This window comes from Bacillus sp. B.PNR1 (genome assembly GCF_030386235.1).
GTDB classification, from domain to species: domain Bacteria; phylum Bacillota; class Bacilli; order Bacillales; family Bacillaceae; genus Bacillus; species Bacillus stercoris.
Genome location: NZ_JANYMN010000001.1, coordinates 460,471 through 480,870 on the forward strand (window position 1 = coordinate 460,471; position 20,400 = coordinate 480,870).

15 protein-coding genes and 13 pseudogenes are annotated in these 20,400 nt (G+C 38.2%); 17 read left to right on the forward strand and 11 right to left on the reverse strand.

Annotated features, from left to right (window positions below; translation table 11 throughout):
* Positions 1–188: 188 nt before the first annotated feature.
* Positions 189–386, reverse strand: a pseudogene (locus NZD81_RS02410) (DUF255 domain-containing protein); the annotation flags it as partial.
* A gap of 601 nt (positions 387–987) precedes the next feature.
* Positions 988–1,248: pseudogene (locus NZD81_RS02415) on the reverse strand (ImmA/IrrE family metallo-endopeptidase); the annotation flags it as partial.
* Between the two features lie 268 nt (positions 1,249–1,516).
* Here NZD81_RS02415 and NZD81_RS02420 point away from each other — a divergent pair.
* Positions 1,517–2,053 (forward strand): ATP-binding protein, encoded by a 537-nt coding sequence (locus tag NZD81_RS02420; protein WP_282372784.1) that lies wholly within the window; start codon positions 1,517–1,519, stop codon positions 2,051–2,053.
* A gap of 211 nt (positions 2,054–2,264) precedes the next feature.
* Here the strand turns inward: NZD81_RS02420 and NZD81_RS02425 are convergent, their stop codons facing one another.
* The gene (locus NZD81_RS02425) at positions 2,265–2,792 is read right to left on the reverse strand and encodes a PadR family transcriptional regulator (protein WP_282372782.1); all 528 of its coding nucleotides are present in this window, start codon (positions 2,790–2,792) and stop codon (positions 2,265–2,267) included.
* On the reverse strand, positions 2,789–3,631 hold the full coding sequence (locus tag NZD81_RS02430) for a sialate O-acetylesterase (protein WP_282372781.1): 843 nt from the start codon (positions 3,629–3,631) through the stop codon (positions 2,789–2,791). Before NZD81_RS02430 ends, NZD81_RS02425 begins: the two co-directional genes overlap by 4 nt.
* Positions 3,632–3,976: 345 nt before the next feature.
* Here NZD81_RS02430 and NZD81_RS02435 point away from each other — a divergent pair, with 345 nt between their 5' ends.
* From NZD81_RS02435 to NZD81_RS02475, 9 genes and pseudogenes are all read left to right on the forward strand, one after another.
* Positions 3,977–4,378 carry a hypothetical protein gene (locus NZD81_RS02435; protein WP_289859313.1) on the forward strand — a complete coding sequence of 134 codons (402 nt, stop codon included), beginning with the start codon at positions 3,977–3,979 and terminating at the stop codon, positions 4,376–4,378.
* A 170-nt stretch (positions 4,379–4,548) separates the two neighbouring features.
* Positions 4,549–4,837, forward strand: a pseudogene (locus tag NZD81_RS02440) (ATP-binding protein); the annotation flags it as partial.
* Complete coding sequence (locus tag NZD81_RS02445) at positions 4,828–4,977, forward strand: hypothetical protein (RefSeq protein WP_080478253.1); 150 nt, start codon at positions 4,828–4,830, stop codon at positions 4,975–4,977. The pseudogene NZD81_RS02440 and the gene NZD81_RS02445, both read left to right, overlap by 10 nt.
* A gap of 92 nt (positions 4,978–5,069) precedes the next feature.
* Positions 5,070–5,498, forward strand: a complete 429-nt coding sequence (locus NZD81_RS02450; RefSeq protein WP_282372776.1) for a RusA family crossover junction endodeoxyribonuclease — start codon at positions 5,070–5,072, stop codon at positions 5,496–5,498.
* Between the two features lie 576 nt (positions 5,499–6,074).
* Positions 6,075–6,470 (forward strand): hypothetical protein, encoded by a 396-nt coding sequence (locus tag NZD81_RS02455; protein WP_282372774.1) that lies wholly within the window; start codon positions 6,075–6,077, stop codon positions 6,468–6,470.
* Positions 6,471–6,502: 32 nt separating this feature from the next.
* A pseudogene (locus NZD81_RS02460) lies at positions 6,503–7,467 on the forward strand (XkdF-like putative serine protease domain-containing protein).
* Between the two features lie 18 nt (positions 7,468–7,485).
* A pseudogene (locus NZD81_RS02465) lies at positions 7,486–8,412 on the forward strand (phage major capsid protein); the annotation flags it as partial.
* Positions 8,413–8,414: 2 nt separating this feature from the next.
* A pseudogene (locus tag NZD81_RS02470) lies at positions 8,415–8,636 on the forward strand (peptidoglycan-binding domain-containing protein); the annotation flags it as partial.
* A gap of 118 nt (positions 8,637–8,754) precedes the next feature.
* Positions 8,755–9,171: a hypothetical protein gene (locus tag NZD81_RS02475; RefSeq protein ID WP_024122142.1), complete on the forward strand. Its 417-nt coding sequence runs from the start codon at positions 8,755–8,757 to the stop codon at positions 9,169–9,171.
* 265 nt (positions 9,172–9,436) lie between these two features.
* Here the strand turns inward: NZD81_RS02475 and NZD81_RS21185 are convergent, their stop codons facing one another.
* Entirely contained in the window at positions 9,437–9,808 is a 372-nt protein-coding gene (locus NZD81_RS21185) for an HNH endonuclease (protein WP_354669333.1), read from the reverse strand.
* Positions 9,809–10,225: 417 nt separating this feature from the next.
* Positions 10,226–11,135 (reverse strand): annotated as a pseudogene (locus tag NZD81_RS02485) (ribonuclease YeeF family protein); the annotation flags it as partial.
* Positions 11,136–11,348: 213 nt separating this feature from the next.
* Here NZD81_RS02485 and NZD81_RS02490 point away from each other — a divergent pair.
* Complete coding sequence (locus tag NZD81_RS02490) at positions 11,349–12,476, forward strand: Rap family tetratricopeptide repeat protein (RefSeq protein WP_289859316.1); 1,128 nt, start codon at positions 11,349–11,351, stop codon at positions 12,474–12,476.
* 408 nt (positions 12,477–12,884) lie between these two features.
* On the opposite strand, the pseudogene NZD81_RS02495 reads toward NZD81_RS02490, so the two are convergent.
* A pseudogene (locus tag NZD81_RS02495) lies at positions 12,885–13,436 on the reverse strand (GNAT family N-acetyltransferase); the annotation flags it as partial.
* Between the two features lie 369 nt (positions 13,437–13,805).
* Positions 13,806–15,002: a DUF418 domain-containing protein gene (locus NZD81_RS02500; RefSeq protein ID WP_289859317.1), complete on the reverse strand. Its 1,197-nt coding sequence runs from the start codon at positions 15,000–15,002 to the stop codon at positions 13,806–13,808.
* A 268-nt stretch (positions 15,003–15,270) separates the two neighbouring features.
* Here NZD81_RS02500 and yrkP point away from each other — a divergent pair, with 268 nt between their 5' ends.
* The 5 genes and pseudogenes from yrkP to NZD81_RS21230 form a co-directional block, all read left to right on the forward strand.
* Entirely contained in the window at positions 15,271–15,966 is a 696-nt protein-coding gene (gene yrkP, locus NZD81_RS02505) for a two-component response regulator YrkP (protein ID WP_147772263.1), read from the forward strand.
* Positions 15,953–17,251: a two-component system sensor histidine kinase YrkQ gene (gene yrkQ / locus NZD81_RS02510; protein WP_147772262.1), complete on the forward strand. Its 1,299-nt coding sequence runs from the start codon at positions 15,953–15,955 to the stop codon at positions 17,249–17,251. The genes yrkP and yrkQ overlap by 14 nt, the downstream gene beginning before the upstream one ends.
* A 44-nt stretch (positions 17,252–17,295) precedes the next feature.
* The gene (psiE, locus tag NZD81_RS02515) at positions 17,296–17,712 is read left to right on the forward strand and encodes a phosphate-starvation-inducible protein PsiE (RefSeq protein ID WP_003246154.1); all 417 of its coding nucleotides are present in this window, start codon (positions 17,296–17,298) and stop codon (positions 17,710–17,712) included.
* A gap of 543 nt (positions 17,713–18,255) precedes the next feature.
* Positions 18,256–18,434: pseudogene (locus tag NZD81_RS02520) on the forward strand (hypothetical protein).
* Positions 18,392–18,496 (forward strand): annotated as a pseudogene (locus NZD81_RS21230) (recombinase family protein); the annotation flags it as partial. The pseudogenes NZD81_RS02520 and NZD81_RS21230, both read left to right, overlap by 43 nt.
* Here the strand turns inward: NZD81_RS21230 and NZD81_RS21235 are convergent.
* From NZD81_RS21235 to NZD81_RS02535, 3 genes and pseudogenes are all read right to left on the reverse strand, one after another.
* Positions 18,479–18,609, reverse strand: a pseudogene (locus NZD81_RS21235) (hypothetical protein); the annotation flags it as partial. The pseudogenes NZD81_RS21230 and NZD81_RS21235 overlap by 18 nt on opposite strands.
* A pseudogene (locus tag NZD81_RS02530) lies at positions 18,609–19,007 on the reverse strand (sigma-70 family RNA polymerase sigma factor); the annotation flags it as partial. The pseudogenes NZD81_RS02530 and NZD81_RS21235, both read right to left, overlap by 1 nt.
* Complete coding sequence (locus NZD81_RS02535; RefSeq protein WP_129093413.1) at positions 19,007–19,525, reverse strand: ImmA/IrrE family metallo-endopeptidase; 519 nt, start codon at positions 19,523–19,525, stop codon at positions 19,007–19,009. The gene NZD81_RS02535 and the pseudogene NZD81_RS02530, both read right to left, overlap by 1 nt.
* 268 nt (positions 19,526–19,793) lie before the next feature.
* Between NZD81_RS02535 and NZD81_RS02540 the strand changes: the two are divergent.
* A pseudogene (locus NZD81_RS02540) lies at positions 19,794–20,048 on the forward strand (P-loop NTPase family protein); the annotation flags it as partial.
* Positions 20,049–20,400: the final 352 nt, after the last annotated feature.

Consider the following 20,400-nt stretch of genomic DNA (forward strand, 5'->3'; position numbering starts at 1 on the left):
GTATTAATGAGTTAATATAAATTATGTCTATTTTGTATAATAGGCTGTATGGCATGATTTCAAATGCTTGAAACGGCGTGCTTTTGTAACTGATAATATACTACTTTTGTTGAGGGATTCGAACTAAACAGAAGATGCCAAACTATATGGGTATCTTTGTTTGCTTTAGAGTTATTATATTTGAATATCATGACATGGCACCAATGGCAAGTTTGTGTAGCTGCCCTGCTAGTTATACTCAATAGATACGAGAAAGGTTTGTTTTCTCGTTTCGCTTTTTCAAATGCTTCTTCTCCCCAAGGGAACCAGTTTACACGGTTGTGAGCATGTTGAAGTAAGTAAGGAGACTTCTCAGCATTGGGTCTATTGTGCGGGCATGGGATCACCTTCTTTCTTTATGATTTATTATCGAGTATGATTTTCTTTATTTGGTATACCGCAAGCTATATCTTTATAGCATTGTTCTGTGGACTTCTAATCTATTTGTGAATAAAGCAACTACTTATAGGGTACTTCAGATGGAGTCAATATAACTTACCAACAACACATTTGGCGTTTTTTTATTTATCCTACCTAGTGAAGGTCATCTCATTAGGACAAACAGCTGTTACATAGCATTGCCAAGGGGGGATGCACATTCTATGAGGTGATAATCATAAGAGGGTCCGCAAGCTGAACAATGTTATTAACGATGGCTATTATTGAAAATGGAAATGTTGTAAGGGTGTCGTGTAAGCACAAGCGATCAAGAGGGCGAGCATCGACAGCCAGACCGGAGCCTGCATGAAGAAAGCAGGAACGAGGATGCTCTGAAGTTTGACAATGAATGCTTTTCTGGAGAGCTGTTAGAACGTCCGGCTTTGAACTGCTTAAGGGAGGGTGTCAGTAAGGCCCCATAAGCCAAATCATCTGCTATGATCCAGACTGTCTTTCTCGGAGAGCATATCAGTGATGACAAAAATGATGTTCCCCTTCGCCTTCTTCCGCTTTTTCCTTCTCTGCCCGATAAAACTCATGAAACATCTTCATCAGCGCCCGCTTTTCAATCCGCGATACATTTCGGCTGTCCAAGCATATGTTATAAGTTCCGCTGTGTTTAAGTGCGAAGCATGTAACAGGTTTAAATGAAAGCCTGATGTCTAAAGCTTCGGCAATCCGTTCAAAATTAATTTGTTCAGGCTCTGTCATATCAATCTTCCTGTATAAGTTTTCAATCCAATCCTCTAAATGACTGTTTGTATACCTCAAGATGAAAAACCTCTTTAAAGACGACAATCTAAAAATTGGATTCGCTTAAATATTATAGGGAAATCAAGACTTTTTTTCATAGGAAATGCGTCCAAGTAGATGGGGAATGAATCCATTTAATAAGGACTGTTTTCGTAAGTATGATGATTTTAACACGCATCTGGATTTCTCTAGAAAAGTAAAGGTCTTTAGGGATTTATGTCAAAATGATAGTAAGTACCTTATGCAACAAACAGGGAGTTTGGTTGCTTAATAAGGAGGGGGAAGTATGAAAAAAAATATTCACATATTGGGAGCCTCTGGTGCCGGAACGTCAACATTAGGTGCTGCATTATCAAAGCGTTTGCCTCATACGCATCTTGATACTGATAATTACTATTGGTTAGATAAATTCACTAAAAAAAGAGAAATTCCTGAAAGAAGAAAGTTGCTTGAAACAGACTTAACAATAAATGAGAAATGGATTCTTTCTGGTGCAGTGTGTGGCTGGGGCGATAATCTAAAAAGTTATTTTGACCTTGTCGTCTTCTTATGGATTCCACAAGAAATACGGCTTGAGAGATTAAGGCATAGGGAATTTCAGCGTTATGGAAATGAAGTGTTAGCCGGTGGCAGTAAATATGAACAATCAAAAACATTTTTAGAGTGGGCTTCTTTATATGACACTGCTGGAATGGAAGTTAGAAGTAGAGCTTTGCATGAACATTGGATGGCAGATTTATCTTGTCCAGTGCTAAAGATTGAAGGCGATCACTCAGTCAATGAAAGAGTTGACCGTGTCTTGGATTATTTGAATTCTAATTAAACTAACGAATAGCGATTGAAAAAGAAGAACACGCAGCAGATTCACTTGTTCTTGTTGGGGGGCAAATGCTGACAACCCTATTGCTGGTTTAATTAAAGAAGAAGTATAAAACCTGTATTAAAGATGTTACTAGATATCTATGACACAGGTTTTATATTTAGGTAACTAATATCCTTATATATTTAACTTTGCATTTTTTTTATGCAATAGTTCACTCTATTTCTGCTTTCAATTTTTCGAACCACTCTAAATTTACCAAGTGATGTGAACGGGAATTTTCGTTCATACGGCGAAAGTAATCGATTGTGCCGGGAATTTCTTGAGTGATGGACAGGTATTCATCAAGGAGCTCGATTCGAGTTTTAGTCTGATCGATTTGTGATTGGATCAGATCCAGTAATTTATTTTTGTCGAATTCATCGGCAAAGAGTAACGCCCCATAAAATTGCAGGTTCACATATTCCGATTTGGTGCCGTATTTGATCATTAATTTTTCGAATTCTGCCCTTCCCGAATCTGTGACTTTAAAGTTACGGATTTCCCGCCCGCTGGTTGAGTGTTTCTGCTGAATCTGTTCAATCAAACACTTTTCTTCAAGTTGCTGCAGATTGTAATAAAATGAACCTTTGGTGAAGTTAACGATGTACTTGTAATGACGTTTTTCCATTAAGGCCAGAAGTTCATAGCCGTGAGCTCCGGGGTTTTGGATGAGCAAGCCAAGGATAAGTAAGGGAATCATGGTTTCATCACCTTCGCCATCCGCGCCTCAAATTCCGCGTACGTGATTTTACCCGAAGCCAAATCCATACTATGAAGGTAAATCTGTTCTGTTTTAGAATAGTTACCATTCACTTTCAGTGATTGCTCCTCTCCCGAAATGGGTTTCAGGATAGGGTACTTTTTCGAAAAAGCCTCGAAATAGCGGTAACCGAATTTGCGTTGTGAAACTGCGTCTAAATGAATGCCATCAGGATTCGCAGTCAGACCTGCCGCAGTAACAAAATAACAATTCTGTTGTTCATTAGCAAAACGCAGCAATTGTTCATTAACCTGTCGAAATTCAGTCGCGTGCTGTCCAAAACCAGTCTTCCCAAGAAAGTCACCAAGCCCTCCAATTATCAACGGTACCTCATCAAGTTTCAACTCGTTTCTTAGCGTCTCGATGATAAGACTTAATTTCTCGTAATAAGTTTTATGTAGCGAACGATAACTGTCACTCTCGCCTTGGTGCCAAAGGATTCCGCAAATTTGACTGGACCGGAGGGCGAAGCGGGCTTCGGACAAAGCATGCTGAAAAAGGATGCCTTCCGGATGCCAGTCATTCAATGAACTGCCACCTTCCGCACAAGGAATCAAGCCAATTTCTTCATCGGGATGAGCTTTCGACCATGCATCTGCAAAAGATGCCGCCAGGCCAACGCCGGAAACCGGACGGTCGTAATTAATCGGCTCTGTCATCATCTGCCACTGTCCATTGCGCAGCATTTTTATTTTTTCATTATAGATAGGGTCTACTTCATTCAAAAATCCACGGCCCGCCATATTCGACTGCCCCAACATTAAAAAAGACTTTATCATCTTATTTTTCACTTCTTTACATCAATATTTTAGTCTAATTAGACTATAGTCAATTCAGTTTGTCTTGTAAAGTTTTAATAATGTTTTACTTTTATTATTAGTATGTATGAAAAACAAACTAACATTGAACATTTGGTGGATGTATTTTTCTTATCCAACTATCGGGGGCTTTAGTTCAATAACGATATCCCACAATCGGGCGCGATTATTGAACAAGAACTAAAGAAGTGATACATATTAGTCATGTATAATATGTATCACTCTCTATTTTGCATTTTTCATAGGAAATACGTTCAATGATGGAGGTGTATTCCAAATGAAATGGATTGTTAAAAAGGGAGGGCTATGTTGAAGGGGTTAAATATCAATAAAAAATTATTAAAAAGGTTAGCGATTGTACCAATTCTATTCATTTGTTATGTTTTATTTTTAAATCCTGAAGTTATACTTGAAGAGAAATGTCCTAATAAGCCTTATAGTTTAACAATCGTAAAGCACGGGACAGGTATATTTGATAAGAAAATTGTTCTAATATATTACAAGATCCACGGAAAAACAGTAGCTGTTGGGGATTTGGTGTTTTTTGAGAATTTCGGCAGGGATATAGATGTTATTTGGGATACGAATACTGATGATGGAACTTGGTGGATAGATAAAAACGTATATTTAACCATGACCTATGCTAAAAATGTTAAGGGGGAATTAGACAAGAAAGATATTGATTTTGATTATGGTATTGTCCAATAATAGTGGAGTGAAATAGGAATATACACTAAAAGAACCTCCAGTCGCGGTTCTTTTGTGTTTAGATTTAAACGGTTTTAGGAGCAGTTTTTTCTTTCCTTGCAAGTAGCATGATTCCAGAAGATTATCATAAGTATTGCTGGCATTAAGTAGAACAAATCAATACATAACTTGACAACTTAGTAGTAAAACTCGTTGCCATGAGAAAGGTCGAAGTTCTATTCCTTGATGACTTATTTAAACCAATAAACGGTCAACCAAGGGCAACCGACTGGCAGGTTCTTAAACTACCGATATTTAAATCACAAGCCTTTGCTGATTTCTTCGGAGTTAACAATTAATGAGATTTTGGATATAGACGAGGATCTTGGTTCAAGAATTCACCAGATGTGTCGTGATTACATAGTGATTATTAAAGGCGATCGAATGCAATTAAATCATAGGTTAGGTGAATGGGAATGAAGGAGAAAACGAATATAAAAGCAGCTGATGGACTTTATATATTTGGACCTCTAAGTCCTACAGAAGGTAAAGATCTTATGCCAACTATCCGTTTACTTGAGGAAAAAATAAAGCAAATGGAGCGGATGCTGTGTGCTTAAAGCAGTCGTGTCTCTGCTGTTAATTTTACTCTCTGCACCGAGAATAGAAAAAAATTCAACTATGGGAACAGCTTGACGGGAGGTAAGGCCAGTTGGATTGCATTAAGTTCACTGTTTATGGTGTGCCAGTCGCACAGGGGCGGCCGCGTGGATCAATACGAAATGGGAAGGTGCATATGCGTGATCCAGCGAAATCAAAGTATTTCAAACAGTATGAAGCTTTGGTTGCGTCTCAGCATCGACCAGAAACAATTATTACTGGTCCTGTCTCAATGGATGTCAAAGTGTACAGACCAATGCCTAAGTCAGTTTCAAACTCAAAAAAGAATAAAGACAAAGCTGAAAATGGTCTTCTGCGGACTACTACAAAGCCTGATGTTGATAACTATGTAAAGGGTGTAAAAGATGCCCTGAATCATCTTATTTACAAAGATGATAGCCAAGTAGTGGACCTGAAAGTTAGCAAGTTTTATAGTGAAGAGCCGCGAGTGAAAGTCATGATAAAAGAGGTTTCTGCCTGAAATAAAAAAACACCGAAGCGCTTAGCCTCAGTGTTCTAGATATGAACTGGTACTTCTATCAAAACATAGGGGGCGCTTTGAGTTTACAATCCAAGAGAAATAAACATCAAAAAAGACTTCACTATTCAGTAGAAAATGGGGCTGTCAGATGAGGGAAAGGAAGAGATTGGAAGATAAGCCTTAGTAAACATGGAATAAAGTAGTATAATATCCTCCATTATTTGAATGGGGGATTATTATGACAGTACTCTTCAGTCTCTTGTTTTTTTCATATCTATTAGATATTCACATTCCACCAGCTGAATAATTAAGTTTATATCATCGGTTTTAAATTCTAAATTTATTACCAGTGCAATTACCTCTTGGCCGTTAGCCATAGTAATAATTGCACTTTCCTTCAAAAAAGGAATTATAGAGACTCTAAAAAATAGGAAAGTTCAAGTAGAAGCGGGAGGAGGAAACGGGATTAAGGTCGTTGTAGATGAGTTATTAGAAACTACAAAAGTTAATTTAAAAGAAGCATCTGAAAAAGTTGTAAAAGGTGATAAAGCTGTTATTGAAATTCCTGTATTTACAATGTTAAATAATCAACAAATATTAGAAGTTGTAATCAAAAAAGCGCTAATAGATCCAGTAAGAACTATTGAAGATATTTGGAGTGATTTCTTAAAAGGTTTAGAAAATATTACAACTTTTATAGAAGAAAATACTGATTTGAAATTAGAAGGCGATACTTTTCACGTTATGGATGTTTTGTACGAAAATAGAAAAATTTCAAAACAAGCTGCGGATGCTATAAAAGGGTTATTTATCATTTCTCAATCAGTACAAAATGATAGTATGAAAGTAAATATAAATGAAAGAACCATATTTGCAAATAAGGCAAGAGACTATTACGTTCTTTGTGCGGAGTCGCTCGAACAACTTCGTACTGAGTTATCAAAAACACTTGCAGAAGACCTTCAAGCATAGAGGACTTTTTATTTTGGAAGGAGGTGAACAAAATGCCAAGAGAATTGGTAAACGCAAAAATCACACATGTTTCTTATGTCGACAAGGCTGCTAATCAAAAGCAGTTCTTTTTTATGAAGTCAGAAAAACAGCCGGACTTTCAAAAGGAAATCAGAATCCTTGCGAACGAGGCAGACGAGCAAAAACTTGTTTACGGCATTGTTTGTGAACCGGATACAGTTGACGCTCACGGGGATTTCATGACAGCCGCAGAAATTGAGAAGGCAGCTCATGGATTCCTGAAAGATGCCCGTGAAATTGATAAGCAGCATGACTTTAAGGGCGGTGTTGGCGCGGTGGTGGAATCCTACGTCGCGCCTGCAGACTTTGAAATGAATGGGGAAACCATCAAAAAAGGATCATGGGTCCTTATGACAAAGGCTTCTGAAGAAATATGGGAGCAAATCAAAAAAAGGTGAAATTACCGGTTATTCAATGGCAGGGACTGCTGAGACAATTGAAAAACAAAAAGAAAAGCCCGTTTCTCAAGAGAAAACAGATGAGAAAGGGCTTTTTAATTTGCTCAAAAATTTTTTTGTGGGAAAACAACAGCAATCATATGAAGAGCCAGTTACAAAGGCGGGTAGAAAATTTTCCGCTTCAAACCTGCAGGAAATTAAAAATGCTCATGCTGCTCTCGATAACTTGCTGAGCCAGGTTGAGACAGAAGAGGGGGAAGGAGAAATGACTTCGGAGGAAGTAACAAAATCCATTCAAGAAGCTTTAGAGCCAATTGAGAAGCGGCTGACAGAATTAGAAAAAGAATACTAAAAGCAAAGATAAAGAAAAAACAGAAGAAGAGATTGAAAAAGAGGCGAGAAGTTGAAAAAGGCAATAAGCTGTTCAACCGCTTGTTGATCGTATTGAAGCAATCGAAAAAAGCCGCGGAACATCTAAGCAAACTGAAGAATCGGGTTCTGAACAAGTTCAAAAATCAATCTGGTCAGGGTTGTTTTAATGTATAAGGAGGATACGAATGAGAAATCAAGAGGTTATTAATAAAGCAGAAATGACGCTTTCTACTTTAGAGAGTGGCGGGATTATGAATCCTACTCAAGCTTCAACTTTTATTCGAATGGTTCAAGGTACGCCAACTATTTTAAGAGATGCGCGAGTTATTCAAATGGATCATGACACACAGAAAATCGAGAAGACCGGTTTTGGTCAGCGAATTTTAAGGGCAGCTCAAGGGGAGTTGCGCTAACTAAAGATCAAAATTCCATCAACTAGCACAGTTAACTTAAGCACAAAAGAAGTAATTGCTGAAGTTAACATTACCTATGACACCCTTGAAAACAACATCGAAAAAGATGGTCTTCAAAATACAATTATGCAAATGATAGCTGAGCGTGCTGCGGTTGATATTGAAGAGTTGCTAGTAAACGGAGATACCAGTTCGTCAGAATCATACTTAGCTCAGCTTGACGGTATCCGTAAACAAGCTACATCTCATATTGTCGATGCTGCAGGTGAGGAACTGACACGCCAAACGTTCAAGCGAGGATACAAAGCTGTACCTCCAAAATATTTGCGAATTCCACAGGAGTTCCGTTTCTATACATCGCCTGGTATTGAGGTCGAATGGAAAGATCGCGTAGCTGATCGTCAAACAAATTTAGGGGATGCAGCTGTTCAAGGTGGCCTTTCATCTGCTTTTGGTGTTCCGATCAAAGGTATTGCAAATTTACAACCTTATACGATTGGAGAGGGAGATACAGCCACTGACGTTTCTGATATCATCCTTACTCATCCGAAGAACATTATTCTCGGATGCTCTCGTAATATTCGGATTGAAGTAGATAAAGACATTCGCCGTCGTATGTTTATCATTGTTTTGACAGCGAAATTGGATAGTGTTTTTGAAAAAGAGGACGCCGTAGCCAAGATCGTGAAAGTGAAGGAGGGACGAAAGGAACAAATGTCAGACAAGTTCAAAATGCTCTTGCTGCTCTTTATTTTTAACCGGATAAAGGGGCGAAAAATAACGGCATTGATAGCGTTTACGGTCCGAAAACAGCAAATGCAGTCAAGCGATTCCAGTCAATGAATGGTCTGACTGCTGATGGCATTTATGGTCCTAAGACAAAAGCGAAAATTGAAGAGAAATTGAAGGATAACAGAAATTGAGAATACCCTTTATAATCCTATTGTGTCAAATTTATGAAGTTTGATCTAGGTGGGAGGATTTGTTAAATGAAGACGAGTATTATTACAGTGACTTAAATTTAAAAGGGGGAAATGTGAAATGAAAAAGTCGTTAGTATCAATGTTTTTTGTTCTGATTTTAATGTTTACTGCTATGGGAAGTGCTTCAGCTTATGAATTTAAAGGTATGCTACCTCTTAATGACAAGGTAAGTGGATCTTTTGCTGATGCCGCTGCTGCTAAAGAAGGGCATGAGTGGCAATTCCATCCGGGATCAGCCACAAAAGTAAAGTTTTATTTGTCCAAAGATAGTACAACAACTCCATTAAAAGTTAGTATTTACAAAACGGATGTAAATGGTGGTGGGACAACTTTTGTGAATTCTTATGATTCCTCAGAATTATCGAAATATACTATTGCAGTCAGTAAAAGCTATACTTATAGCATGAGGGTTGCTGGATATAGCACTGCAAAAACTGGCGGATCATACACATTGGAAAGTTCTGTAATTCAGTGAACAAAAGGGAGCGATGGCTCCCTTTTAAAGTTACTACATCAGGGTAAACAGCAGGAACAATGATTCCTCGTTTGCTATTGTTCTCGTCATGAATGTACCAATTCTCATCTTCTAACAACTCTTCATCGTAGCGAGTTTCATCAAACTGTCCTTCTAAATAATCTTTTGGGAACTTTACTTGTAACAGGTTTTCTACTTCAATAATTTCCTCGTTACTAACAGGATGCTCTCCGAAATCCCATTGAACCATTTTAATAAACTCCTTTTATCTGTATTTGGAACCTCCGCCCCTTGTTTTTTTGCCTTTTGAAATCTGTTTTAACTGCATTTCTGTAAAGTGTTTTTTCAACTCTGGATTTTTATTAATTTCTTGCTGTAACAGTTCAGTAGCTTTTTTAAATTGTACAGTATCTTTCTGTAGATATAATGATTTATCAATCTTTACTTCGGCAACTGGATCAAAAATTGGGAAGCCATCTTTATCATAAAGTACTCCGGTTACAGGGTGAACATCATTTTTTAAATGTCCATTTTTTAAGTTGGTTGTGACAGTGTTGCCGAATGCATCTTTATGCGTATATGGTGCAACTTGGACGAATTGATCTTGTTTGGCTTGAATCTCTTTTTTAATATAGATGTATTCTTTACATTGTAAGTGTTCTCTATATCTTCAGCTATTCCTATAAGAGCTAGTTCATCTTTATTTTCAGATAAGGATTTGATGTATTTTTTTCCTTTAGAGATTCCTTTATTTACATGGTTAGTTGCTGTCTTTTCTCTAGCTTCCAAAACTTTATCTACCTTAGTTGCGCCAGTTTTGGCGATCTTACTAGATACTTTTACAGCAGATCCTGCGCCTTTTAATCCAACTAGATTGCCGATTACATAGGTAACATAGTGTGCCTTTGAGTAAGTATAAATTTATCATTCTATGAATAAGCTATATTTTTCCATATGATTTTAGCATATGAAGGTGTATTCAACACAGTACTAATTGTTGTGGCAACTTTTTGCTTATCAGAGAGTTGGGAGAATTCCCGGGCGCCGACAGCTAAGTCTTTTAAACCAATTACAGTATCTTTTCCAACATCATAAAGACCGACACCGACTCCTTTGAAGCCCTCAGTGAGTTCATGTGTGTTTTCAATCTGTGTGAAATACCTTTGCTGATCCTCTGTTAGGTTCTCGTAACCAATAGTTTTAGCCATTGAATAGAATTCATCTGAATCAGCATAGTCGTAATTTATCAGTCTTACTTTCAGTTTTTCAATTTCCCGTTCTTTTTCTTCTTTCTTTTTAAGCGTCAAATAAGCTTCTGTACGTTTCTCAATATCGCCTTTTTTCTTATGTATATCACTTTCACGGTATGCCTTGGCGTTGTAGTGGATGGGCGTAGCGTTTTTGCCTTTGCCAGTTGCTTCTTGGAGCTTTTGGAAATCTGACTTGATGAATTGTTCATTTGGTTCTGACATAGCATATTCTGTCAGTAAATCTTCGTCAAGGTCACCTAGTTTTTCAATTGTTTTTTTGAGTTTATCATTGGCATCTGCAAGCTCATCTTTGAAGGTTTCTGTTGAAAACAAGTCGAGCGGGAGGATGTTGTCGATGTCGTTGAGGATATCTTTCATGGCTTTTTTCTGTTCAGACATGATTGACTTTGATTTTTTATGGGCGTTAGCCAGTTCATGTTCTAAAAAAGACTCTTCAATATAAGCATCAGGGAGGCCCTTGTCCTCGACAGCTCCGGCAATGCTGTTAAAGAATGCGATTTTCATGTCAATGTAGTCGATCCATTGATCAGTGACACCAACATGATCGTGATAGAATGCTTTAATGTTATTAGCGCCTTTACCAGAGAATTCGCTGTCGTCAAGTTCAGCGACGCTTTGTAAAGCTTTTCTCAAGTTGACCATTTGCGTCCTTAGTTCTTTATATTCTTTGGCGCGGTCTGCAGCTTCAGACATAAGTGTTTTAGCTTCAAAAAACTTTCATCATCATACTCTCTCATTTAATTGTATAACGAAATATTACCATGGGATAAAGAGGAAGATAACTTAAATTTATCTTGATAGACCATATCAAAGATACTGAATAAAAAGTTTGCGGTTTTTTTGCGGTCATACATATTTTTGGAAATGTTAGAATATTACATAAAAAGGTATATAAGGAGGGGTCTTGTGAATCCGGTTTTATCATCGTCAGAAGTTGGCGTAAAGATCAATGAATGGTATAAAATGATACGTCAATTTAGTGTCCCGGATGCAGAGATTTTAAAGGCAGAGGTGGAGCAAGAGATCAATCAGATGGAGGAAGATGAGTATTTACTTATTTACTTCTCTCTAATGAAATTCCGTCATCAGCTTATGTTAGATTATTTGGAACCAGTTACAACAAGAATCAGGCCAACTATTGACGAACTTCTTGAAAAAATTGAGACTTCAAATAAGGGTATATCTGGCCTGTTGTCGTATTATTCTTTGTTTTTCAGAGGGATGTATGAGTTTGACAAGAAGCAATACATGAAAGCTATCTACTATTATAGAGAAGCTGAAAAGCAGCTTATACATGTCCCTGATGAGATCGAAAGGGCAGAGTTTCATTTTAAGTTAGCTGAAGCATATTATGGTATGAAGCAAAGTCATGTGTCTATGCATCACGTTAAACAAGCATTGGATATTTATAATCAATATGAACTTTATAAGGTGCGAAAAGTTCAATGTATGTTTGTTATCTCAGGGAATTATACTGATTTTAAACATTACGAAAAAAGTCAGCCGCATCTTGAAAAGGCATTAGAGTTATCTAGGGAATTGAATAACAAAAGGTTGATTAGTTCTGCATTATATAATTTAGGCACTAATTTTGCTGACAGTGGTGATTACGAGCAGGCGGAAGTATTCATGAAGCAAGCAGTGGAGATTACAGAAAAAGAAAAGCTCACAAACTTGCCACATTCTTTATTTTCTTATGCAAAAATCCTTTTTAAACAAGGAAAAATGAATGAGGCTATCCAAGTAAGTAAGAAAGGTTTGTCAGCAGCTCTTTATCAAGGTGATGAGCTTTTCGCAAAATTACAGGGATATTTAAAATCTCTTTATGTCGATGCAGTGGACCAACAAGGTGTTAATAAAACAATAGAATACTTAGAAAAAAATAAGAACTATTCATATATTGAAGACATTGCCTGTGAAACCGCAGCTGCTTACGCAAACTCAAAAGAATTTGAAACATCCTATGTATATCATCAGAAAATGCTTGAGACTCAAACACAAATTCAAAGGGGAGAATGCCTGTATGACTTTTAAAAAGAAGGTATGCCTAATCCTGGGTTTGTCACTTGTTTTAGTGTGTGGTTTCGGATCCAACTTAACAGAAAATCAAACTCAAAACACATATCATATTGCCTCTGATCGTTTTCAAACTTGATAATATTACATTCAACCTCCTAATAAATGGAGGTTTTTTATTTGATATCAACAGAAACAATGGAATCCAATGCGATATAATTAGTATCCCCTTTTAAATCCTTGAGGCTTGAGGCATAACCTTACTTTTTTGGGAGAGAAAAAGGCAATAGGGCACGGGACTGACCCCTGTTTTTGAGACAGGGATCAATACACCTTTAAACAGCATTATTACCTTCCTCTGATAATGAAATATAAAAAAGTTACCAGCAACTCTCTGCGGCATCTCGCCGTGTTCAATTGTTTAGTCCTTTTTTTCATAATCTTTACAAATCTGAAAAAGTCATCATCATCCGGCAGGGGCTTGTCATCTTCGCGTCCATTGCGATGCATGTGCGGATCAGAGTGATGTTCATTGTAAAACTCTACGATATGGAATCCACACTTATTCACATAGAAGTTGATATTTCGTTTTTCAAAATAAGGTGTCACGGTTTCCCAAAGCACAGTATCCGGATACTGTGCTTCAATGGCTTTCCAAGCAGAAAGACCAATCCCTTGGCTGTGATATTCTGGAGACACATAGAATAAATCTAGCGAATTATGATGTGTTTGGCTGTTGATACGTACTACTGCACCACCGACCTTCTTACCATCCTGAAGAATATGATATACCACTGCACCGGGAGCATTGAAAGACTCCTGAACATCATTGTCCGATGGAATCGGTCCATCTTCGCAATCACCGAACGTTTCAATCACGGCGAGCGCAAATGCTTCTTGTAATTTTTTTTGGAATTCTGGCAGATCAGACTCCTTTGCTAGTTCCAGAATAACTTTAGGTTCCTTTTTTGTTTTCATGATTGCTCACTCCTTCATTTGCTAAAATATCGAGTCAAGTCGTTCAGTAGAAACATTCCAGCTATTCTACGAGCCCTTTTCACAAAAAGTTTCTTCCGCGGGATTAGTCATTCTTTTCAAATTTTCTCTATCACAAATCACAAAAATAGTCGAATGTGTCGCCGACTATAGGAATGCGCAAAAGATTCATTTTAGATTCGATCTCGACCTATGCAAATTGAGTAAAATCTGGCGAAATTTCTGTCTGGTTTAGCCCAAAGAAGCACTTAATGATATAAAAATAACCAGTCCATACTATTCAAATCTGTCCGTTTAATACCCACTTCCGTCAACAACTAATTTGAAGTCCGTGCAATCTGGGAAAAGGGGTTATTTCTGAATTGATTTTGCCGCATGTGGAGTTGCTTTGGAGCGCTCGCTTACTTTGCCGTACGTCAGCTTGCGCCATATTAATTCCATCGGACCGTACTTAAACCGTCTCAACCACAATGTACTAAAGATCATAAGCACGAAATACACGGCCAGGCTGAACATGAACGTGCCGGCGGATTGAATATGATCCGCAAGACCGAATCCGTACCTGAGGAACAGAACTGTTCCAATGATAGAGTGAAGCAGATAACAGGTCAATGACATCCGTCCAACTTTGGTGAATATCATCATAGGGCCTCGCAGCTGAGGAACGTATAGAAACAGCATTGCAAAAGTGCTCATATAAAACATACTTCCGGTTAAGCCGCCATTTTGACCCAAGACAGAGGAAATGTCCGAAAAATTAAACATGTCTAGCAATATACTGCTTTGTGTTATTAGAAAAGCGATTGTGCTAATGATCCAGATACGCTTCCATATAGGCTTTTTCGCTTCCATGTCTTTGAAAAATTCCATCTTAACAAAGTACACGCCCAGCAGAAACATGAGAAACATGGAATAGATCATAGGGAAAGAGCTGGCAGCCATCGTGACCATATCTGTCCACCGAGTGCTGATGGATTCCATGTAGGTAAGGCTGCTGTGGCTAAACAAAGTAAACTCTGAAAAGTTCGGGTTTTTTGACCCTGCAGTATTGATGACATTGTACAACATTGTGAAAACAGGAGTCAGGAATTGAAACACGATAAGTGCGATAATCCATCTAAGCACCGTTTTGGCCGTGCGTTTATAGAAGGCGAGTAACAGGAAGCCACTTACGGCGTAAAAGGCCAATATGTCACCGACCCAAACAAATGTGATGTGCAAAATGCCAAATCCCAACAGGATAGATAACCTGCGGGCAAACAGCTTGTTGGGACTATCTACCTTCTGTGCGGCTCGATCCATAAAGATCATAAACCCGACTCCGAACAGGAAGGAGAATAACGTAACGAATTTCCCTTCGGCAAACCAGGAAACCAGCGTGTGCAGTACGTCATCGGAAGTCCTTTCGAATCCCTTTACTGAATCTACGATCAGAAAATAATTGACGACAATAATGCCAAGCAAGGCAAATCCGCGTACGATGTCCAGAAAATGAACCCGTTCCCGCAGACTCACCGGTTGCCCGTGTCCTTCTTTTTGTACAGTCATATCAATGCTCCTTTTCCATTTATCATGGCAATGTGTGGTTCGGATCTGAAAATCCTGAGCCTTACAATGGATAAATATAAAGACTGAACCTTAACAATTTATGAAGAGTCATCATTTTTTTAGAAAATGTGATAAATTTGTGGCAGACATCAGCTTTCATAAATTGTTAAGGTTTACGTAGTATCTTAGTAACGTACGTGTTACTTATGAATGATATATAGTAAGGACACACGAGAATTAACATCAAGAATCATGAGGTGAGAGAGACATGACCCATCGAATATTAGTCGTAGAGGATAATGAGGATATTTGTGAACTTTTGGAGGAATCCCTTACGCGTGCAGGCTACGAGGTGCTAAGAGCCAAGGATGGAAAGCGAGCATTGCAACTTGTGGATGATTCGCTTGATTTGGTTGTTTTGGATATTATGATGCCAGGCATTTCGGGAATTGAAACATGTCAGCACATCAGGAAAACCTCTAACGTCCCGATTCTGTTTCTGACGGCCAGATCGAGTACACTCGATAAAACTGAGGGATTACTCGCCGGCGGCGATGATTATATGACTAAACCCTTCTCGGAAGAGGAACTTCACGCTAGAGTGATTGCTCAATTACGCAGATATACTATCTATCAGGAAAAGAAGGAAGAGGAAGAAACATTTCTTATCGGGGGCAAACTAAGAGTGAGCGAAGAATTTAATGAGGTCTGGAAAGAGGAGCAGCAAATCAAGCTTTCAGATCTGGAATATCGTATCCTGAAACTGCTGATGAGCAAACGCAACAAAATATTTTCTGCTCAAAATATATATGAGAGTGTGTGGGGACAGCCTTATTTTTACTGTTCCAACAATACGGTGATGGTGCATATTCGAAAGCTGCGCTCCAAAATTGAGGATGATCCGGCACGTCCGGTTTATATAAAAACTGAATGGGGAAGAGGATATCGATTTGGCGCATCGTAAATTTACGCTAACCAAAAAACTGGCTTTGCTGATCATGGTTGCTGCGATTGTGAGTGGTGTGATCTTTCTGACGTTGCAAAAGATTACAGATGACCTGATCGAGGGATACCTGAGTTCGGATGAGTATTATCACAAGGAGTCAGCGAGATACATTCAAAAATTCAGTCAGTACGTTTCAGAAAATGAGTTGTCTACATCGGATAGAAAAGCGTTTGGCGAGTGGGTCAAAAAAGAAAATTACATTAACCTCACCATATTCAAGGATCAAGAGCTGCAATATGATTCCATTTATTCCGAATCGGATTATGGAAAGGAAAAGCTGACTCAGTATGCTCAAAATCATTCACATCCGGTCAAGTTTAGCGATGGTGAAGGACGAGTCATTATCGACGGTTTCTACTCTTCCCGATATTATGATCTGGCCTTTACATTGGAATTGCTCGGTGCAACTCTCATCTTTTTAATCATTGTTCTCTTCGGCATTCGCCAAAGTCTTCGCTACCTTAAAACGCTTCACCAAGAGATTCATATTCTTGAAGGGGGCCAGCTGGATTACGAGATGACGATAAAAGGGCATGATGAATTAGCGATGATTGCAAAGAGCATTGAGGATCTGCGGAAAGCTTTCTTGGACAAACTTAAAGCTATCGAGGAATTGCAAGCAGAGAGCCGCAGTCTGGTTACCGAAATGTCGCATGATATGCGCACACCGCTGACGTCGCTGATCATGAATCTGGAGTTTGCCAAAAAAGAAAGAGGCGAAGCGGGGGCCAGCAAAGATCGGTATGTAGCCAATGCTTATAGTAAAGCACTGCAATTAAAAAGCTTGTCTGACAATCTGTTTGCGTATTTCCTGCTGGACAGGGAACCTGGGGCCGACCTGGAGACCGTTGCAGTGAAAGAAGTGATCTACGATCTAATATCAGATCAGATTGCCATCCTTCATCAGGAGCATTTCCGGGTCCATATTTCAGGCGAGCTGCCGGAAACCTATATTAACGTGAATGTGGAGGAGCTTGGTCGTGTATTTGATAATGTGATGTCAAACTTATTTAAATACGCAGATCCGAAAGAAGAAATCAGCATCACGTTTGTATCGGATCAAGAAATATTCGAGATTCATGTTAGCAATACGATTAAACTTGCGGATGTAACACCGGAAAGCAACGGACTCGGTGAAAGAAGCATTGCGCGAATGATGTCCCGCATGCAGGGGCAGTTTCACAGTATACAAAAGAATTCTAAGTACTACATTGTGCTACGATTTTGGAACACCAAGATGTAGGCTGAGAATAAAAACCGAATATATTGAAATTAGGAGACAACATGATGAGATTTTCCAACAAATTCAAAAAGGTGCCTTACCTGTTACAAGCGCTTCTCAATGTCTGTCTGTTCTTCCTGGCGTTAGCCTTAAGCGCACTTCTGATCAGCGAGACTTGGTACATTGTGCTATTCGTATACAAGTCACTGTTCAACAAAGTGGACAGCTATTATGAGATGCTTGGAGAACTGCTTATATTCTTCATGTACTTTGAGTTCATTGCTTTGATTATCAAATACTTCAAATCAGACTTTCATTTCCCGCTTCGCTACTTCATTTATATAGGCATCACAGCTGTCATTCGTTTGATTATCATCGATCATGATCAAGCGATCTCAACGTTCTGGTGGGCGATGGCCATTCTTGCAATGATTTGTGGATTCTTTATTGCCAATAGACGAAATTCTGTTGTTGAACATTAATAAATTAGTTCACTTTATGCCGATACGCCGCCGAAATGTCCTAATTGTGAATGGGAACTGGAACAGAATAAAAAATTGATAATCGGTATTTATAACTCTAGCTGTTTTAAGCTCAGAAATCTATAGTGGATCAAATTGAATTGTACTTGTAAGTGGATATCTGAATCTATTTATTGGCTACTTTAACAGACATGTTCCAAATGATATAGCATTAACTGTATGGAGATGAAAATCGTTCTTTATTTTACAAGGAAGAGGTTAAAATTCTTAATAAATAAGATGAAAAAGTTTTGAATGGACATTTATTGTTTTTTTGTTTTTTACTATAATTATACAAACATTTAAAAATGATAACAAATGAATATAGAATGTGTAATGAAAATAAGCTTTCATAACCAATGAGATAGATTTACTATATTGAGGGCCCAGTGATATAGAAAACAGATCGATGGTTCAAGCCATCGGTTTTTTGTTTTCATACTGAAAATCACCTCATTTGGACAAACAGCTGTTACATAGCATACCCAAGGGGTGATGCATTTTATGAAGGTGATAATCATCGAGGGACCGCAAGCTGACAAATGCAATAACGATTGCTATCATTATTTAATAAAACTTTATAGGAAGGAGATCCAGGGTGATAGCAATATATGTAAGGGTATCGACCGAGGAACAAGCGATCAAGGGATCCAGCATTGACAGCCAGATCGAGGCCTGCATAAAGAAAGCAAGGACTAAGGATGTGCTGAAGTATGCCGATGAAGGATTTTTTGGAGAGCTTATCAGTGATAACAAAAATGATGTTCATAACTCTTTCATATATTCTTTCTCTATTTCTTTTAAAGAACTTTAAAAAAATAGAGAAAGCCGGAACATGAGATCCGGCCTCTTCTGCATTATTTCCCCTTCGCCTTCTTCCGCTTTTCCTTCTCTGCCCGATAAAACTCATGAAACATCTTCATCAGCGCCCGCTTTTCAATCCGCGATACATAGCTGCGCGAGATCCCGAGTTCTTTGGCAATCTCACGCTGCGTTTTTTCCTTCTTCAAATCAAGTCCAAATCGCCCGACAATCACTTCCTTTTCACGGTCATCTAAAATGTCAATGTATTGTTTCACTTTTTCAAGCTCCATATTGAGCTGGATCGTATCAATCACATCTTCGTTTTCAGATTTCAAAACATCAATCAGGCTTATTTCATTCCCTTCCTTATCCTGCCCGATCGGATCGTGAAGGGACACATCTTTTTTTGTTTTTTTCAATGCGCGCAAATGCATGAGGATTTCATTATTCATTACAAAAGGGGGGTGCACAGGTTTTCCGTAACTGTTTGATTAAATAAATGTTGAGTCAGTTTCCTGTAATAAATGCTCAAACGTTTCTTAGCAAATGAAGGGGATACCTTAAATAACCAAGCTACATTTTCAATTGCATGTGATTGTATGTACGAAAGATTAATATTACGCAACATGAAAGTTGGAATGCAAAAGTGATATGTAAAATAATTGGACTGCCATTCTAAATAATCAGTCCAAGTTGTTGGCATTGTTTTTTTATCACCTTCATGTCTATATATATGGCAAAATTCATGAGCGAAATCATACCATTGTTCAGTTCGGCTTTTTCGGCTGTCCAGGCATATATTATAAATTCCGCTGTGTTTAAGTGCGAAGCTTGTAACAGGTTTAAATGAAAGCCTGATATCTAAAGCCTCGGCAATCCGTTCAAAATTAATTTGTTCAGGCTCTGTAATATCAATCTTCCTGTATAAGTTTTCAATCCAATCCTCTAAATGACTGTTTGTATACCTCAAGATGAAAAACCTCCTTAAAGACGACAATCTAAAAATTGGATTCGCTAAATATTATAGGGAAAACTAAGACTTTTTTCATAGGAAAATGCATCTAAGGTGAGGGTATATGAATCTGTTTAATAATGGCTGTTTTCGTAAGTATGATGATTTTAACACGCATCTTGATTTCCCTCGAAAAGTAAAGGTCTTTAGGGATTTATGTCAAAATAATAGTAAGTATCTTATGCAACAAACAGGGAGTTTGGTTGTTTAATAAGGAGGGGGATGTATGAAAAAAAATATTCACATATTGGGAGCCTCTGGTGTCGGAACTTCTACATTGGGTGCTGCATTATCAAAGCGTTTGCCTCATACGCATCTTGATACTGATAATTACTATTGGTTAGACAAATTCACTAAAAAAAGAGAAATTCCTGAAAGAAGAAAGTTGCTTGAAAAAGACTTAACAATCAATGAAAAATGGATTCTTTCTGGTGCAGTGTGTGGCTGGGGCGATAATCTAAAAAGTTATTTTGACCTGCTCAGTCAATGAAAGAGTTGACCGTGTCTTGGATTATCTGAGTTCTAATTAAACTAAAGGATAGCAATAGCTGCATCAGAAAATAAATCCAAAAATCAAAGACAGTTCCAGTATGGCATTTAATGAGCTGTTTTTTTATACCACTATCAGTTTGCCTACTATTTTTGGTAGCATCCCCACAACAGAGAAGAGAAGGAAGTTTTTGGTTCAGTTGCCCTAAACCCTGAAACCTGTCCAGCTAGTACTTATGCTGGTTACCATTGAGTGAAAAGCCCTTGCCGATCTTTTTTGTTGGTGTAATCATTAAGTGAATTATTACAATTGCAAATGATAGGGGCAAGGGAAATAAATGGAC

Coding starts and splice junctions, on each gene's coding strand:
- NZD81_RS02420 (WP_282372784.1), top strand. CDS start 1,517: ATGAAAAAAAATATTCACATATTGGGAGCCTCTGGTGCCGGAACGTCA.
- NZD81_RS02425 (WP_282372782.1), bottom strand. CDS start 2,792: ATGATTCCCTTACTTATCCTTGGCTTGCTCATCCAAAACCCCGGAGCT.
- NZD81_RS02430 (WP_282372781.1), bottom strand. CDS start 3,631: ATGATAAAGTCTTTTTTAATGTTGGGGCAGTCGAATATGGCGGGCCGT.
- NZD81_RS02435 (WP_289859313.1), top strand. CDS start 3,977: ATGTTGAAGGGGTTAAATATCAATAAAAAATTATTAAAAAGGTTAGCG.
- NZD81_RS02445 (WP_080478253.1), top strand. CDS start 4,828: ATGGGAATGAAGGAGAAAACGAATATAAAAGCAGCTGATGGACTTTAT.
- NZD81_RS02455 (WP_282372774.1), top strand. CDS start 6,075: ATGTTAAATAATCAACAAATATTAGAAGTTGTAATCAAAAAAGCGCTA.
- NZD81_RS02475 (WP_024122142.1), top strand. CDS start 8,755: ATGAAAAAGTCGTTAGTATCAATGTTTTTTGTTCTGATTTTAATGTTT.
- NZD81_RS02500 (WP_289859317.1), bottom strand. CDS start 15,002: ATGACTGTACAAAAAGAAGGACACGGGCAACCGGTGAGTCTGCGGGAA.
- yrkP (WP_147772263.1), top strand. CDS start 15,271: ATGACCCATCGAATATTAGTCGTAGAGGATAATGAGGATATTTGTGAA.
- psiE (WP_003246154.1), top strand. CDS start 17,296: ATGAGATTTTCCAACAAATTCAAAAAGGTGCCTTACCTGTTACAAGCG.